This window comes from Streptomyces sp. NPDC001507 (assembly GCF_042894765.1).
In the GTDB taxonomy this organism is placed as follows: domain Bacteria; phylum Actinomycetota; class Actinomycetes; order Streptomycetales; family Streptomycetaceae; genus Streptomyces.
In genome coordinates this window covers 231,808-246,667 of sequence record NZ_JBIAVV010000004.1, presented here as the reverse complement: position 1 = coordinate 246,667, position 14,860 = coordinate 231,808, and the positions used below count along the sequence as shown (strand labels likewise).

General features: G+C 72.5%; 13 protein-coding genes. 8 read left to right on the top strand and 5 right to left on the bottom strand.

The genetic code is table 11. From position 1 onward, the window contains the following. Positions 1-201 precede the first annotated feature (201 nt). On the top strand, positions 202-1,215 hold the full coding sequence (locus tag ACFY0K_RS14920) for an RNA polymerase sigma factor RpoD/SigA (protein WP_390640167.1): 1,014 nt from the start codon (positions 202-204) through the stop codon (positions 1,213-1,215). A gap of 556 nt (positions 1,216-1,771) precedes the next feature. Next, complete coding sequence (locus ACFY0K_RS14915; RefSeq protein ID WP_390640524.1) at positions 1,772-2,422, top strand: TetR/AcrR family transcriptional regulator; 651 nt, start codon at positions 1,772-1,774, stop codon at positions 2,420-2,422. A gap of 112 nt (positions 2,423-2,534) precedes the next feature. Here the strand turns inward: ACFY0K_RS14915 and ACFY0K_RS14910 are convergent, their stop codons facing one another. Then, a complete protein-coding gene (locus ACFY0K_RS14910; protein ID WP_390640166.1) occupies positions 2,535-3,509 on the bottom strand; it encodes a helix-turn-helix transcriptional regulator in 975 nt (324 codons plus the stop codon). A gap of 62 nt (positions 3,510-3,571) precedes the next feature. On the opposite strand from ACFY0K_RS14910, the gene ACFY0K_RS14905 reads away from it, so the two are divergent. The 5 genes from ACFY0K_RS14905 (at position 3,572) to ACFY0K_RS14885 (ending at position 9,863) form a co-directional block, all read left to right on the top strand. Further along, complete coding sequence (locus ACFY0K_RS14905; RefSeq protein WP_390640165.1) at positions 3,572-5,146, top strand: MFS transporter; 1,575 nt, start codon at positions 3,572-3,574, stop codon at positions 5,144-5,146. A 257-nt stretch (positions 5,147-5,403) separates the two neighbouring features. Beyond that, positions 5,404-6,165, top strand: a complete 762-nt coding sequence (locus ACFY0K_RS14900) for a DeoR/GlpR family DNA-binding transcription regulator (RefSeq protein WP_390640164.1) — start codon at positions 5,404-5,406, stop codon at positions 6,163-6,165. A gap of 29 nt (positions 6,166-6,194) precedes the next feature. Next, positions 6,195-7,142, top strand: a complete 948-nt coding sequence (gene pfkB / locus ACFY0K_RS14895; RefSeq protein WP_390640523.1) for a 1-phosphofructokinase — start codon at positions 6,195-6,197, stop codon at positions 7,140-7,142. 283 nt (positions 7,143-7,425) lie between these two features. Then, complete coding sequence (locus ACFY0K_RS14890; RefSeq protein ID WP_390640163.1) at positions 7,426-9,492, top strand: fructose-specific PTS transporter subunit EIIC; 2,067 nt, start codon at positions 7,426-7,428, stop codon at positions 9,490-9,492. A 119-nt stretch (positions 9,493-9,611) separates the two neighbouring features. Further along, positions 9,612-9,863, top strand: coding sequence for a hypothetical protein (locus ACFY0K_RS14885; RefSeq protein ID WP_390640162.1), 252 nt, complete (start codon positions 9,612-9,614; stop codon positions 9,861-9,863). Positions 9,864-9,886: 23 nt separating this feature from the next. On the opposite strand, the gene ACFY0K_RS14880 is transcribed toward ACFY0K_RS14885, so the two are convergent. The 4 genes from ACFY0K_RS14880 to ACFY0K_RS14865 all read right to left on the bottom strand — a co-directional run bounded on the left by ACFY0K_RS14880 (position 9,887) and on the right by ACFY0K_RS14865 (position 14,515). Beyond that, positions 9,887-10,633, bottom strand: coding sequence for a DUF6227 family protein (locus ACFY0K_RS14880; protein ID WP_390640161.1), 747 nt, complete (start codon positions 10,631-10,633; stop codon positions 9,887-9,889). Positions 10,634-10,790: 157 nt separating this feature from the next. Continuing rightward, positions 10,791-12,020 (bottom strand): Ig-like domain-containing protein, encoded by a 1,230-nt coding sequence (locus ACFY0K_RS14875; protein ID WP_390640160.1) that lies wholly within the window; start codon positions 12,018-12,020, stop codon positions 10,791-10,793. A 181-nt stretch (positions 12,021-12,201) separates the two neighbouring features. After that, positions 12,202-13,227 carry a P1 family peptidase gene (locus tag ACFY0K_RS14870; RefSeq protein ID WP_390640159.1) on the bottom strand — a complete coding sequence of 342 codons (1,026 nt, stop codon included), beginning with the start codon at positions 13,225-13,227 and terminating at the stop codon, positions 12,202-12,204. 40 nt (positions 13,228-13,267) lie between these two features. Beyond that, positions 13,268-14,515, bottom strand: coding sequence for a low temperature requirement protein A (locus ACFY0K_RS14865; RefSeq protein ID WP_390640158.1), 1,248 nt, complete (start codon positions 14,513-14,515; stop codon positions 13,268-13,270). Between the two features lie 140 nt (positions 14,516-14,655). Between ACFY0K_RS14865 and ACFY0K_RS14860 the strand changes: the two genes are divergently transcribed. Next, complete coding sequence (locus ACFY0K_RS14860; protein ID WP_351957236.1) at positions 14,656-14,832, top strand: hypothetical protein; 177 nt, start codon at positions 14,656-14,658, stop codon at positions 14,830-14,832. Positions 14,833-14,860: the final 28 nt, after the last annotated feature.

Here is a 14,860-nt window from a genome sequence, read left to right as displayed (position 1 = left end):
CAGAAAATTCGGGGGGCAGCATGGGAATTCTGTCCGGATTCCAGTCGTTGTTTCCATCAGATGCCGGGCACTCGACGACAGTCCGAGGAGTTCCAGTAGTGGAGTTCCGGAGCGCTGCAGTCCGAGCGCCCAGCATTCGCTGAAGGACCGAGAAGAACCGACAGGACCACCCCGCCCGCCCACCATCGCAAGGGAGCACGCATGGCAACCCGTGCCGTCGCCCGTCGTCAGTCCGCCACCGGCGAGACGGCCGACTCGGCAAGCAGTGTTCGCGCCCATGGCGTTCGCGGCCATGGCGGCGAGATCGCCGACCGCGATCTGGTCGGCATGTACCTCGACGAGATCGCGCGCACACCGCTCCTCGACGCCGCCAAGGAAGTCGAGCTGTCCCAGACCATAGAGGCGGGTGTGTTCGCGCGGCAGGTCCTCGACGGCGAGGAGGAGTCCGCGTCCGACGCCACCCGCGAGGAACTGGAGGCGCTCGTCGCCGCCGGCGAGCGGGCGAAGGACGTCTTCATCCGCTCCAACCTCCGCCTGGTCGTGGCCGTCGCCCGGCGCTACCCGCGCAGCGGTCTGCCCCTGCTCGACCTGATCCAGGAGGGCAACGCGGGCCTGGTGCGCGCCGTCGAGAAGTTCGACTACCGCAAGGGCTTCAAGTTCTCGACGTACGCCACCTGGTGGATCCGCCAGGCGATCACCCGCTCCATCGCCGACCAGTCCCGGACCATCCGGCTCCCCGTCCACCTGGTGGAGGAGCTCGGCCGGATCCGCCGCGTCCAGCGCGAGTTCAACCGGGAGAACGGCCGCGACCCGGAGCCCGCCGAGATCGCCACCGAGCTCGGCTCCACGCCGGAGCGCGTCGTCGACGTCCTCGACTGGGCCCGTGACCCGGTGTCGCTGAACATGTCGGTGGACGACGAGGGCGAGACCCAGTTCGGCGACCTCCTGGAGGACACGTCGGCGGTCAGCCCCGAGCAGTCCGTCCTGACCCTCCTGCGCAGCGAGGAACTGGACGACCTGATCGGTCGCCTGGACCAGCGCACGGCCTCGATCATCAAGATGCGCTACGGCATCGAGGACGGCCGCGAGCGCACGCTGACCGAGGTCGGCAAGGAGCACGGCCTGACGCGTGAGCGCATCCGCCAGATCGAGAAGCACGCGCTGCTCGAGCTGAAGAAGCTGGCCCGCTCCACCGGGTTCGAGCCGGCGGCGTAAAGGGGCTGTGCGGGGACGGCGGTTCACCACGAGCGGGGCTCGCGTGACCGGTGCGCGCGAGATCCCGCTCCCGCCGGGGCGCGTGCGCCGGGTGGCGAAAGACGGCGCAAACATGGCGCGGTACCGCCGCTTCACGGCTCCGCGTGTAGGGAACAACCATCCAGGGCCGGGGAGTCGGGGTCCAGGGCGCGCCACTCCCCGCGGGGCCGACGGCTCCTGACGGCGCGACAGCCGCCGACGGGGCCACGACACCCTGACGCCGCCCTGCCCCACAAGCCACGTCCCGACGCACCATCCCCCCGGCGCCGGGACTCTCCCAGAGCCGGGCTCCGGCGCCCATCCCCCCCGGGTGCCGGAGCCCGGCTCCACCTCTGCTCATCGCCTCTGCACGGTGCGGGCGGCGGGCCGCGTTTGCCGGGGCCCGGCGCCGCCGGGCATGCTGAAACGGTGGTTCACCCCGTACCTGAACCACGGGGTGAACCACCGGATGGCAGATTCTGCCACAGAGGCATAGCCTGCCGAGGTGAGCACCCCCAGCACCACCGGCAACACCCCCATGCAGGACCCCGCCCACCTCTCCCTCACGGAACGGCGCAAGGCGGAGACCCGCATGGAGATCGCCCGGGCGGCCGCGGGCCTCTTCGTACGGCGGGGCCTGCGGGCCACGCGCGCCGAGGACATCGCACAGGCCGCCGGCATCGCGCCCCGCACGTTCTACCGCTACTTCGCGACGAAGGAGGAGGCGGTCGCCCCGCTCTACGCGGCGGGCGCCCGCCGCTGGGCGGAGGCGGTACGGTCGGCCCCCGCCTCCCTCTCCGTCCCCGAGGCCCTCGAACACGCCGTCCGGCACACCCTGACCCCCGGCGACGGGGTCTCCGCGGCCTCCTGGGAATGGGTCCGCACCCTGATCCACCTGGCCGACGCGAGCCCGGCCCTGCGCAAGGTGTGGGCGGAGGTGTGCCAGTCCTCGGACCAGCTCCTGACGTCGATCCTGGCGGAGCGCACGGGCGCCTCCGGCGAGGCCGCCGCCGCCCCGCCGGCCCGCCTGCGCTTCGCCGCGGCGGTGGCCGGTGCGGCGGTCAGGGTGGCCGTCGAATCCTGGGCCTCGGGCACGGCCGCCCCCACGGGGCCGGAGGGCCCGGCAGCCCTGGCCCTGCAGAACCTGGCGGCGCTGCGGGAGTTCGCGTGGGAGGGGCCAGGCGCGTAGCGGTTGTGATTCGGCCGCAGCCGAGTGGGGGCTGGTCGCGCAGTTCCTCCCCCAGCCTTCGGCCGGGGGTACCCCCAGCGCCCCTTACGGGGCGCTGCCCACCCGCGCCCCCTCACGAACCCCCGGCCGCCCTGCTCATCCGGCCCCCCAACTCCCGGACGCACGCCACCAGTTCCGCAGGCTCCCGGACCACGAACTCGCACCCCACCATCGCCAGCCGCACCGCCAGCCACTCCACCGGATCCCCGGTGTCCCCCCGCACCACACACCAGCCCGCGCCCCCTTCCTCCTCCACCGGCGTCCCCAGCCACGTCGGCAGCCGCGCCCCCACCTCCGCCACCGACCCGGCGAACGCGACGGCGAACCCGTACGTCTCCTGCCGCCGCTGGATGGACCGCCGCAGGAATTCCGCCGCACTCCCCGTCGGCATCTCCCGCGGAGCGAACCGCGCGCCGGTGGCGAACGGCTCGCTCACCCGGTCGACCCGGAACGTCCGCCAGTCGTCGCGGTCGAGGTCGTACGCCACGAGGTACCAGCGCCGCCCCGTCGACACCAGCCGGTACGGCTCCGCCTGGCGCCGCGTCCCGCTCCCGTCCGCCGCCCGGTAGGCGAACCGCAACCGCTCCCGCCCCGCGACCGCCGACGCCATCACGGTCAGCGTCTCGGGTGCGATGCTCGCCCCGTCCCCGCTGGTCAGCGGTGTGGTCGCGGCCTGGAGCGTGGTCACCCGGTGCCGCAGCCGGGCCGGCAGCACCTGCTCCAGCTTCGCCAGCGCCCGCACCGACGCCTCGTCCACCCCCGCCACGGCATGCCCCGCCCCGGCCCGCAGTCCGACCGCGATGGCGACGGTCTCCTCGTCGTCGAGCAGCAGCGGCGGCATCGCCTTCCCCGCGACCAGCCGGTACCCGCCGTCGGCCCCCTTGCTGGCCTCCACGGGATACCCCAGCTCCCGCAGCCGGTCGATGTCGCGCCGCACGGTACGCCGCGACACCCCGAGCCGGTCGGCGAGCTCGCCGCCGGGCCATTCGCGGGGCGTCTGGAGAAGAGACAGGAGCTGCAGCAGCCGAGCCGGAGTGTCTGTCGTCATACGGACGAGGATGCCGCATCACTAGGACAGGATCTGGCCTAATGCGTTCCTACGGTACGCACATGACTTCCACGGCCACAGGCGCCCTGCAGGGGCGCGGGACTGTATCGATCAGCGGCTCCGCCGCGGTGCACGACCAGCCACAACGAACCGGCACGGACACCACCGCACCCACCCCGACGGCACCCGACACGTCGTCCTTCCCCGGTGCACCGCACCGCTGGCCGGCCCTGGCCATCGTCATGACCGCCGCCTTCATGGACCTCGTCGACGTCACCATCGTCAACATCGCCATCCCCTCCATCCAGCGGGACGCCGGTGCCTCGTTCGGCCAGATCCAGTGGATAACGGCCGGTTACGCTCTCGCCTTCGCCGCCGGCCTGATCACGGGCGGCCGTCTCGGTGACATCCACGGCCGCAAACGGCTGTTCCTGCTCGGCGTCGCGGGATTCACCCTCGCCTCGGCCCTCTGCGGCTTCGCCGCGAACCCGGAGATGCTGGTCGCCTCCCGCATCCTGCAGGGCGGCATGGCCGCGATGATGGTCCCGCAGGTCCTGTCGATCGTCCACGCCACCTTCCCGGCGCACGAACGCGGCAAGGTCTTCGGCCTGTTCGGCGCGATCGTCGGACTCGGTGCGGTCTCCGGCCCGCTGCTCGGCGCGCTCCTCACCGAGTGGAACCTCCTCGGCCTCGCATGGCGCCCGATCTTCCTCATCAACCTCCCGGTCGGCATCGCCGCCCTTCTCCTCGGCCGCCGTTACATCGGCGAATCAAGGGCTTCGCACGCCCTCAGGCTCGACCTCGTCGGCGTCGCCCTGGTCACCCTCGGCCTGCTGATGCTGCTCTACCCGCTGACCCGCGGCCGCGAGCTGGGCTGGCCGCTGTGGGGATACGCGTCGATGGCCGGCGCGCTCGCCGTCTTCGGCGTACTGGTCGTCTACGAACGCCGCAAGGCGGCCCGCGACGGTTCTCCGCTCATCGAGCCCTCCCTCTTCGCGGTCAAGAGCTTCGCCGCCGGTATCGCCGTGCAGACCGTCTTCGGCGTGGCGCTCGGCATCTTCTTCCTGGTCTGGACGCTGTACATGCAGGTCGGCCTCGGCTGGAGCCCGCTGCACGCCGGTCTGACCGGGGTGCCGTTCTCGATCTCCGTCTCGGTCGCGGCCGGCCTGTCCGTGCAGAAACTGGTCCCGCGCTTCGGCCGCAAGGTGCTGCAGGCCGGTGCCCTGCTGATGGGCGTCGGCGTCCTGCTCTACGTCTGGGAGTCGCACCGCTACGGCCTCGCCATCGCCTCCTGGCAGATGGCCCTGCCGCTGGTCGTGATGGGCGCGGGCATGGGTCTGATCGTCGCCCCGCTGACGGACGCCGTGCTCTCGGAGGTGCCGCGCGAGCACGCCGGTTCCGCCTCCGGCCTGATCAACACCGTGCAGCAGATGGGCAACGCGCTCGGCCTCGGCCTGGTCTCGGTGGTCTTCTACGGCGTCATCGGCGACCGTCTGACCCCGGCCGGGGTCGGCCCTGCCTTCGTGAACGCCTTCCAGCACGCCCTGCTCTGGGTGGCCGCGGTCATGGCCGCGATCCTCCTCCTGATGTCCGCCCTGCCCAAGCGCCCGGCGCAGCAGGCCGAACCGGTCCACTGACCACCACCCGCACGGAAGGGCCCGGCACCGGAAGGCGCCGGGCCCTTCCGTGCGGGTGCACGGCCGCGGGTGCCCGGGTCCATGGGCGCCTCCTGGTCGCCCTGAACAGGCCGAAAGCCCGATCATGTCCGTTTGTGGCCCGAACCTGTTTACTTTCCGGAAATCGCGGCGTAGCCTCCTCGCGAAACCACAAGTTCGGGCATGAGTCGGACGCGGTCGGGCATGACCGGACGTATGTTTGAGTGGAGGCGCAGGGCATGTACGCACCGGAGCGGCAGCAGGAGATCCTCCGGCTCGCCCGTGACGGCGGCCGGGTGGACGTCGTGTCGCTCGCCGAGGAGTTCCAGGTCACGCAGGAGACGATCCGCCGCGACCTGAAGGCCCTCGACCGCGCCGGCCTCGTCCGCCGGGTGCACGGCGGTGCCATCCCGGCCGGGCGGCTCGACTTCGAGCCGGACCTCGCCGAACGCGAGTCCACCTCGGCCGACGAGAAGGACCGCATCGCCAAGGCCGCCGTCCCGGAACTGCCGGCCGAGGGCACCCTGATCCTCGACGCCGGTTCCACGGTCGCCCGGCTGGCCGCGGCCATCCCGCTGGAGGCGACCCTGACGGTCGTCACGCACAGCCTCCCGATCGCGGCCCGCCTCGCCGACCACCCGGGCATCCAGCTCCACCTCGTCGGCGGGCGCGTACGGCACCGTACCCGCGCCGCCGTGGACGCCTGGGCGCTGCGCGCGTACGGGGAGATCCGGGCGGACGTCCTCTTCGTCGCCGCCAACGGCTTCTCCGCCGACCAGGGCCTGACCACCCCCGACCTCGCCGAGGCCGCGGTCAAGCGGGCGGCCGTCGCCGCGGCCCGCCGGGTGGTCCTGCTCGCCGACTCCGCCAAGCACGGCCAGGAGCACTTCGCCCGCTTCGGCGACATGGGCGACGTGGACCTGCTGATCACCGACAGCGGACTCAGCCCCGAGGACGCCGCCGCCATCGAGCGCGGCGGCACGGAAGTAGTACGAGTATGAGCACCACGAGCACCACGATCGGTACCGGCATGATCCTCACCGTCACCCCCAACCCCTCCCTCGACCGGACCTACGAGGTCCCCGCCCTGGAGCGCGGCGAGGTCATCCGCGCCTCCGGCGAGCGCATGGACCCCGGCGGCAAGGGCGTCAACGTCTCCCGCGCGGTCGCCGCCGCCGGCCGCCGCACGGTCGCCGTCCTGCCGCTCGGCGGAGCGCCGGGCGCGCTCGTCGCCGACCTGCTCGACGCCCAGGGCATCGAGGTCGCGCCGGTCCCGGTCGCCGGGGCCACCCGCTCCAACATCGCCCTCGCGGAGTCCGACGGGGTGCTCACCAAGATCAACGCGCCGGGCCCGGAACTCTCGGCCCAGGAGCAGGAACTGCTCCTGGAGACCGTGCGTGAGCAGTCCCGCGACGCCGACTGGATCGCCTGCTGCGGCAGCCTGCCGCGCGGCCTCGCGCCCTCCTGGTACGCCGACGTCGTCACCCGGGCACACGCCGGGGGCGCGCGCATCGCACTGGACACCTCGGGGCGCGCGCTGCTCGAAGCGCTGCGCGCGCGGCCCGACGTGGTGAAGCCGAACGCCGAGGAGCTCGCGGAGGCCGTCGGGCGCCCCCTGGCGACGGTGGGCGACGCGCTGAAGGCGGCCGAGGAACTGCGCGGCATGGGTGCCCGCGCCGTCCTCGCCAGCCTGGGCGCCGACGGCCAGTTGCTGGTGGAGGACGAGGGCGCCTGGTTCGCGAGCGCCCGCGTGGACACCGTCCGCAGCAACGTCGGCGCCGGCGACTCCTCCCTCGCCGGTTTCCTCATCGCCGGCGGCAGCGGCCCCAAGGCCCTCGCCTCCGCCGTCGCACACGGCGCCGCCGCCGTCCAGCTGCCCGGCAGCGTGATGCCCACCCCGGCCGACCTGGATCCCACGGCGGTGACCGTCACCGACCGCGTCCCCGTCGACCGCGAACTGACGGAGCCGGTGTCATGACCACTCGCACGACCACTCGTACGACCGCTCGCACGACCACTCGTACGACCGCTCACCCGGCCGTGCTCCGCCCCGGCACTGCCGGCCGACCACCGGCCCAGGAGCGGCGAGGCGTCTCGTTACTCGCCGCACCGACGGGCCGTCGGGGCACCCTGAGCCGCCCCGCCGTGCCCGGGAGGCGGGGCTTCCCCGGCCCCGCCTCCCACCTCGCCCCCCACGGCACCCCCGTCCCCATCCCCGCCCACCCCACACTCCGGGCGATACGCGTGCATAGGAGCCCGCGATGAGCTACATGATCACCGCGGACCTGGTCGATCTCGACCTGTCCGCCGATACGAAGGAAGCGGCGGCGCGCGCCCTCGCCGAGCGCATGGTGGCCCTGGGCCGGGTGACCGACCTGGAGGGCTTCCTCGCCGACGTGGCGGCCCGCGAGGCCCAGATGCCGACCGGTCTCGACGGCGGCATCGGCATCCCGCACTGCCGCAGCGCCCACGTCACCGAGCCGACGCTCGCCTTCGGGCGCAGCGCCGCAGGCATCGACTTCGGCGCCCCCGACGGCCCGGCCGACCTGATCTTCCTGATCGCGGCCCCCGCCGGTGCCGACGACGCCCACCTCACGATCCTCTCCTCGCTGGCCCGCCAGCTGATGAACAGCGAGTTCACGGACGCGCTGCGGTCGGCGGCCGACGCCGGGACGGCGGCGGCGCTGATCCGCGGCGACGAGACGCCCGCGCCCACCGAGGGCGCGGCGGCGGCCGCGAGCGCCTCCCAGAACACCGCTGCGGCGCCGGTGGCGGCCTCCGCCGGCACCGCAGCGGCCACCCGGGACGCGGGCCCGGAGGCCGGCGAGCGCCCGTTCCGCATCGTCGCGGTCACCTCCTGCCCGACCGGCATCGCCCACACCTACATGGCGGCCGAGTCCCTGGAGAACGCGGGCCGCGAGGCGGGCGTCGAACTCGTCGTCGAGACGCAGGGCTCGGCCGGCTTCACCCGGCTCGACCCCGAGGTCATCGCGGCGGCGGACGGCGTGATCTTCGCCCACGACGTGCCGGTCCGCGACAAGGACCGCTTCGCCGGCAAGCCCACCGTCGACGTCGGCGTGAAGGCGGGCATCAACCGCCCCGCCGAGCTGATCGGCGAGGTCCGCGCCAAGGCGGCCCGCGGCGAGGCGACGTCCGGCTCCGCACCGGCCACCCCGGTGGAGCGCGCGGGCGAGGCCGGCGAGGGCTACGGCACCAAGCTGCGCAAGTGGCTGATGTCCGGCGTGAGCTACATGGTGCCGTTCGTCGCGGCCGGCGGTCTGCTGATCGCCCTCGGCTTCGCGATCGGCGGCTACGAGATCAAGTCCGCGCCGTCGGTGCTGAACCACTTCGTGTGGACGCAGTCCGACAGCTGGGCCGCCCTGATGTTCCAGATCGGCGCCGTCGCCTTCGGCTTCCTGGTGCCGGTCCTGGCCGGCTACATCGCCTACGGCATGGCGGACCGGCCCGGCCTGGTCCCCGGCTTCGTGGGCGGCATGATCGCCTCCACGATCAACGCCGGCTTCCTCGGCGGCCTGGTCGCCGGTCTGCTGGCAGGCGGCGTGGTGATGGCGATCCAGAAGATCGACATCCCCAAGGTGCTGCGCGGCATCATGCCGGTGGTGGTGATCCCGCTGATCTCCACGGCGATCGTCGGGTTCCTGATGTTCGTGGTGGTCGGCAAGCCCATCGCCTCCGCCCAGAAGGGCATGACCGACTGGCTGAACGGCCTCTCCGGCTCCAACGCCGTCCTGCTCGGCGCCCTGCTCGGCCTGATGATGTGCTTCGACCTCGGCGGCCCCGTCAACAAGGTCGCGTACACCTTCGCCACTGCCGGTATCGCGGTGTCCAACCCCAGTGACTCCGCGATGAAGATCATGGCCGCGGTCATGGCGGCCGGCATGGTCCCGCCGCTGGCGATGGCCCTGGCCACGACCGTGCGCGGCAAGCTCTTCACCGAGACCGAGCGCGAGAACGGCAAGGCCGCCTGGGTGCTGGGCGCCTCCTTCATCTCCGAGGGCGCGATCCCGTTCGCGGCCGCCGACCCGCTGCGCGTCATCCCGTCCTCGATGGTGGGCGGCGCCGTCACCGGTGCCCTGTCGATGGTCTTCGGCGCCACCCTGCGCGCCCCGCACGGCGGCATCTTCGTGGTCCCGCTGATCGGCAACCCGTTCCTCTACCTGGTCGCCATCGCCGCCGGTGTCTGCATCACCACGGCCCTGGTCGTCCTCCTGAAGGGCCTGCGCAAGCCGGCCCAGCAGGCCGCGGCGGGCGGTTCCGCCGGGACGGCCGCCGCCGCGAAGGAGGACCGGCAGCCGGTCGCGGCCTGATCCCCGCACCGCCCGGCCGCCGCCTTGTCCCTTTGATTCGCTGTGAGTTGTTCACGGCACCTGCGAGATACGTCACGGTCCGGGACCAAAGTCCCGGACCGTGGTGTGTACTGGGGCGTATGCCCGCGCACGTATCGTCCCTCCAGCTGATCGGCATGGCCGCGCTCACCCTGGCTACCGTCGCCTGGGCGGCCGTCGTGACGCGCCTGCTGCGCCGCAACCGCCGCGAAGCCCTCGCCTGGCATGCAGCACACGCCCTGCCCGCCTTCCCGCACCAGCACGAGCCCGCTCCGCCCCGCGAAGCCGTCGAACTGACCCCCGCGGAGCAGGACGCCTTCGCGGGCCTGGTGCGACGCCTGAGCGGCCGCTGAGCCTCCCGGCACGGGAGAGCGGGCTACCTCTGCCGCGCCGCCCGCCGCTCCATCGCGTCCCTGGCCGCCTTCTCCGACGGGTACACCTCGCACATGTGCCGGCCGTCCGGCGTCGCCGTGTGCTCGACCTCCCACAGCGCCAGCTCCCGGCCGTCCCGCAGCAGGAACGCGTGCTCGTAGAGCGAGAAGACCAGGCCCGGCCGGCCCGCCCGCCCCGGCCGTCCGAACGCCTGGGTGATCTGGTGCGCGAACGCCGTCGACAACGCCTCCGCCGTCTCCCCGTCGGGCTTGTCGGGGTTCTCCGCGCGGCGCAGCAGCCGGCGCGCGTGGTCCGCCGAGTCGTCCGGCACGTACACGTGCCTGGACTCCGGGACCGGCGCCAGCGTCACCAGCACCGGCAGCTCGAAGTCCGGGGCGTCCGGCGGCAGCGGCAGCCGCGCGGTCGCGGCCCGCAGTTCCTCCTCGTCGACGTACACCTCGTGCTGCGGGTCACTGCCCGGCACCGTGTTGTGCACCAGCTCCCACAGCGTGACCGCGGAGCCGTCGGCCAGCAGCCAGGTGTGCCGGTACGTCTCCCGGTGCAGCCCCGCGCTGTGGTGCGCGGAGTGCAGCGAACTGTCGTGCGCGAGCGCGCAGTCCAGCTGCCTTATGGCCTCGTCCGGCAGTTCGAAGGAGTTCAGGGCACGGCCGAGGAGCCGCGCGAGGTGCTCCTCCGGAGACTCGGGCGACTCGGCTGGTTCGTACGCTGCCGTCTCGTACGGAACGCTCAAGGTTTCTCCCGGCGTTGCTGCATGTCACCTTGTGGGTGCATACCGTAGCCCCTCGATCGGACATCATGTCCGGGAACCGAGAAAACGTACGCCGGGAAAACGCGCGGGCCGCGCGAAAAGTTCCCGCGCGGCCCGACGATCAGTCAAAAGGTGCCGGTCAGACGGCACTTCCGGCGGTCCACTCGCTCCACGACAGGTTCCACCCGTTGAGCCCGTTGTCCGGCTGCACGGTCTTGTCGGGGGAGTTCTTCACGATCACGACGTCCCCGATCAGCGAGTTGTCGTAGAACCACTTGGCCGTCGTGTCGCCCTGTGCGCCCTGGACGTCCGCCATGCCCACGCAGCCGTGGCTGGTGCCCTCGTGCCCGAACGGCGGGTTGCCCTTGCTGTACCAGTAGTTGCCGTGGATGAACGTCCCCGACGTCGTCAGCCGCATCGCGTGCGGCACGTCCGGGATGTCGTACTCCCCGCCCAGGCCGACCGTCTGGCTGTTCATCCGGGTCTGGGTGAACTTCTCGGAGATCACCATCTGCCCGTTGTACGTCGTGTGCTCGGGGCTGCCCGTGGACACCGGCACCGACTTGAGGAGCTTGCCGTCCCGCATCACGGTCATGGTCTGCGTGTTCGCGTCCACCGTGGAGACCTGCGAACGGCCGACGGTGAAGGTCACCGTCTTCTTCTGCACCCCGTAGACGCCGTTCGCGCCCTCGACGCCGTCCAGGTCGATCTTCATCGTGACCTTGGAACCGGCCTTCCAGTAGTCCTGCGGCCGGAAGTCCAGGCGCTGCGCACCGAACCAGTGCCCCACCACCTGCTGGCCGCTGCTGGAGCTCACCGTGATGTGCGACTGCACGGCCTTCTTGTCGGTGATGACCTTGTCGAAGTTGAACGACACCGGCATCCCCACGCCGACCGTCGTCCCGTTGTCCGGCGTGTACGTGCCGATGTAGCTGTTCGCCGAGTCGACGGTGGTGAAGATGGAGTTGGCCGCCGCCGTGAGCCCCCTGGAGTCCTTGGCGGTCGCCGATATCTCGTACTTCGTGCCGCGCTCCAGCTGCTCCTTCGGCTTCCAGCTGCCGCCGTCCGCCGAGAGGTTGCCGTCCACGGCCTGCCCCGATCCCGCCACGGTCATCTTGACGTCGGTCAGCCTTCCGTCGCTGACCTGCACGCCGGTCGTGTTGATGGACGCGCCGGTCGAACCGTCCTTCGCCGAGATCACGATCTTCGCGGTCGACGTCTTCGCGGCGCTGTCCTGCCCGCCCTTGGCGCCGTCGCTCTTGGCGTCGGCGCTGGCGTTGCCGCCGCAGGCGGTGAGGGTGAGGGCGCCGACCAACAGGGCGGCACAGGCCCCCAGTGCGCGCCGCGCTGCGATGTCCGGCGTTGTCACGGGCTGCTCCAGGTTCGTGTGAGTTCTTGTGATGTGCGTGATCCGCTCCAGTGCGTGGAGAAAGAGGCCGAAGGCCCCCCTCGGGGTTCCCTCCGGCGCCCGCGAACGCCATCACGTGACAGAACCAGGACAATCGACAGCTACGCGCAAGGTTCCGGGCGCGCCCCGGCCGTGGCCGTGGTCAGCGCGCCCCGTACAACTCCCCGTACGACGGCCACACCCCGCCCGGCCCGTCCACCGACTCGGCGGCCTTTACCGCCCGAACGATCGCGCGGGTCACCAGGTCCGCGCCGGCCGCGAGGATCTCGTTGAGCGCGAGCGGGTGCTCGTCCAGCGGCCGCACCCCGGTCGCCAGCGCGAACACCGTGTCCCCGTCATTGAGCAGGTGCACCGGCCGGACGGCGCGCGCGATCCCGTCGTGCGCCGTCCCGGCCAGCTTCTGCGCCTGCGCCTTGGAGAGTCCGGCATCGGTCGCGACCACCGCGAGCGTGGTGTTGAGCAGCGGGGGCGCGTTCTTGACGGCGGCCTCCGCGAGCCGGCTGCGCGCGGCCTCGTGCACACCGGCCTCGGGATACTCCACCCGCCCCTGGAACAACTCCCCGTACAACGCACCCGTCTCCGGCTGCACCACCGCTCCGGCCGGGTTGGCGACCACCAGCGCGCCCACCGTGATTCCGGAGTCCAGCACGACGCTCGCGCTGCCGATCCCGCCCTTCAGCCCCCCGGCCACGGCGCCCGCACCGGCTCCCACACACCCCTCCCGCACCGGGGCCCCCGGCAGGCTCGCCCCGGCCGCCTCCGCCGCCGCACGCCCCAGCGCCGCGTCCGGCCGCGCCCCGAAGCTCCCGCCGCGCCCCAGATCGAAGACGCAGGCGGCGGGCACCACCGGCACGACGTGCGCCGGATCCGGCCCCACCCGCACCCCGCGCCCCCGCTCCTCCAGCCAGGCCATCACCCCGGACGCCGCGTCGAGCCCGTACGCGCTGCCGCCCGTGAGCACGATCGCCTCTGCGCGCTGCACCACGTTGCGCGGATCGAGCGCGTCCGTCTCCTTGGTGCCCGGACCGCCGCCGCGTACGTCGACGGCGGCGACCGCGCCGCCCTCGGGAGCGAGGACCACCGTGGTGCCGGTGAGCCAGCCGTCGCCGGCGCGGGTCGCATGTCCCACCCGCAGTCCGGCCACGTCCGTCAATGCGTCAACTGTCATGACGGCAAGTCTGGCCCAGCTCCACGCCCTTCCGGGCCGGTCAGGAGGCGTCCGCGGTGGCGTTCACCGGGCGCTCGGCGGCCGCGCGCGCCGTCAGCGCCGTCCCGGTCGCCACCGCCAGCGCCGACACGAAGCCCGCCGCCGGTACCGCCCAGTCGCCCAGGAACGTGCAGCACACCACCAGCAGCGCCGTCACCGGCAGCATCAGCTGCTGGGCGAGCCCCACCTTGAAGTGCCGCGAGTGCAGCGCCCACACGGTCAGCAGGTACAGCGCCGTCGGCACGGTCACCGCCGCCGACGCGGCCGTCGTCGAGATGTGCGCCTTGCCGACCGCCTCCTCGACGGTCACCTCGATGCCCGCGCCGATCGAGGCCGCCGACGCGAAGATCAGGTAGTGGCCGTAACCCCACAGGAAGGACTCGCGGTTGGACCGCAGGTGGCCGTGGATGGGAACCACGAAATAGATCCACCACGCCGAGAAGACGATCAGCAGACCGCCCGCCGCGATCGGCAGCAGCTCGCTCAACGCGTCGTGCTCGCCCACGGCCGACTTCACGGCGACCGTCGCCGCCGCGATCGTCTCGCCGAGCACGATGATCGTGAACAGCCCGAACCGCTCGGCGATGTGGTGCGGGTGCCAGGAGGTGCTGTGGTCCTTCTCGGCGTACACGGGCACGCACAGCTCGGCGATCCCCATCACCAGGAACACCCAGGGGCGCGCGTGCGCCGGCAGCACCACGAGAGCGACCCAGCCGACCTGGCACAACAGCACCCCGCCCGCGTACCGGAGCGCCATGGCCCGCTCCGCCCCCCGGGCCTCCCGCGCGGCTCGCAGCCACTGCGAGGCCAGCGCCAGCCGCATGATCACGTAACCGATCAGGACCAGTGCGAAGTCGTGTTCCGCGAAGGCCCGCGAGACACCGGCCGCCAGCACCAGCACACCCGCGATCTGGACCAGGGTGACGACCCGGTAGAGGGCGTCGTCGTTGTCGTAGGCCGAAGCGAACCAGGTGAAGTTCATCCAGGCCCACCAGATGGCGAAGAACACCATCGCGTAGTTCAGGACGCCCTCGCCCGCGTGCCCCGTGGCGACCGCGTGCACCAGTCCCGCGCCCGCCTGCGCGATGGCCACCACGAAGCACAGGTCGAAGAAGAGCTCGAGTGGCGAGGAGACCCGGTGGGACTCCTCGCGCCCGCGCGCGGTCAGCCTGCGCAGTGGCCGCAGGGGCTGGGGGACGTGCTGGGGTACGTGCTGTGGGGCGGGAGCCGGAGGGGAACTCGACGTCATGCGTCCAGCACAGCAGAAAGGGGCACCCGCTCGCGAACGGAGCCGCAGGCGGGCAGGCGGCCCGGCGGACGGCGGGACCACGGGCGGGGCCGCCGGGCGGCCCGGGCGGGCCCGAGCCGCCCGGGCCGTAGTCTTGAGACATGACCACCGCCCCCGAGCCCGCGCCGCGCGACCCGAAGCCCGCGCTGATCTTCGACGACCCGCTCGACCGGCAGTCCTCGGACGACACCGACCGCGGCTGGGGCGACCGCCCGGAGGGCGACTCCGCGGCCGACCTCAAGCGGTTCCTCGACGAGAAGCCGCCCCACCACCTCTGAGCCGCCCGCGCGACCGCCCGCAGCGTCC

Coding starts and splice junctions, on each gene's coding strand:
- ACFY0K_RS14870 (WP_390640159.1), bottom strand. CDS start 13,227: ATGACAGTTGACGCATTGACGGACGTGGCCGGACTGCGGGTGGGACAT.
- ACFY0K_RS14900 (WP_390640164.1), top strand. CDS start 5,404: ATGTACGCACCGGAGCGGCAGCAGGAGATCCTCCGGCTCGCCCGTGAC.
- ACFY0K_RS14910 (WP_390640166.1), bottom strand. CDS start 3,509: ATGACGACAGACACTCCGGCTCGGCTGCTGCAGCTCCTGTCTCTTCTC.
- ACFY0K_RS14915 (WP_390640524.1), top strand. CDS start 1,772: ATGCAGGACCCCGCCCACCTCTCCCTCACGGAACGGCGCAAGGCGGAG.
- ACFY0K_RS14920 (WP_390640167.1), top strand. CDS start 202: ATGGCAACCCGTGCCGTCGCCCGTCGTCAGTCCGCCACCGGCGAGACG.
- ACFY0K_RS14860 (WP_351957236.1), top strand. CDS start 14,656: ATGACCACCGCCCCCGAGCCCGCGCCGCGCGACCCGAAGCCCGCGCTG.
- pfkB (WP_390640523.1), top strand. CDS start 6,195: ATGATCCTCACCGTCACCCCCAACCCCTCCCTCGACCGGACCTACGAG.
- ACFY0K_RS14865 (WP_390640158.1), bottom strand. CDS start 14,515: ATGACGTCGAGTTCCCCTCCGGCTCCCGCCCCACAGCACGTACCCCAG.
- ACFY0K_RS14885 (WP_390640162.1), top strand. CDS start 9,612: ATGCCCGCGCACGTATCGTCCCTCCAGCTGATCGGCATGGCCGCGCTC.
- ACFY0K_RS14905 (WP_390640165.1), top strand. CDS start 3,572: ATGACTTCCACGGCCACAGGCGCCCTGCAGGGGCGCGGGACTGTATCG.
- ACFY0K_RS14890 (WP_390640163.1), top strand. CDS start 7,426: ATGAGCTACATGATCACCGCGGACCTGGTCGATCTCGACCTGTCCGCC.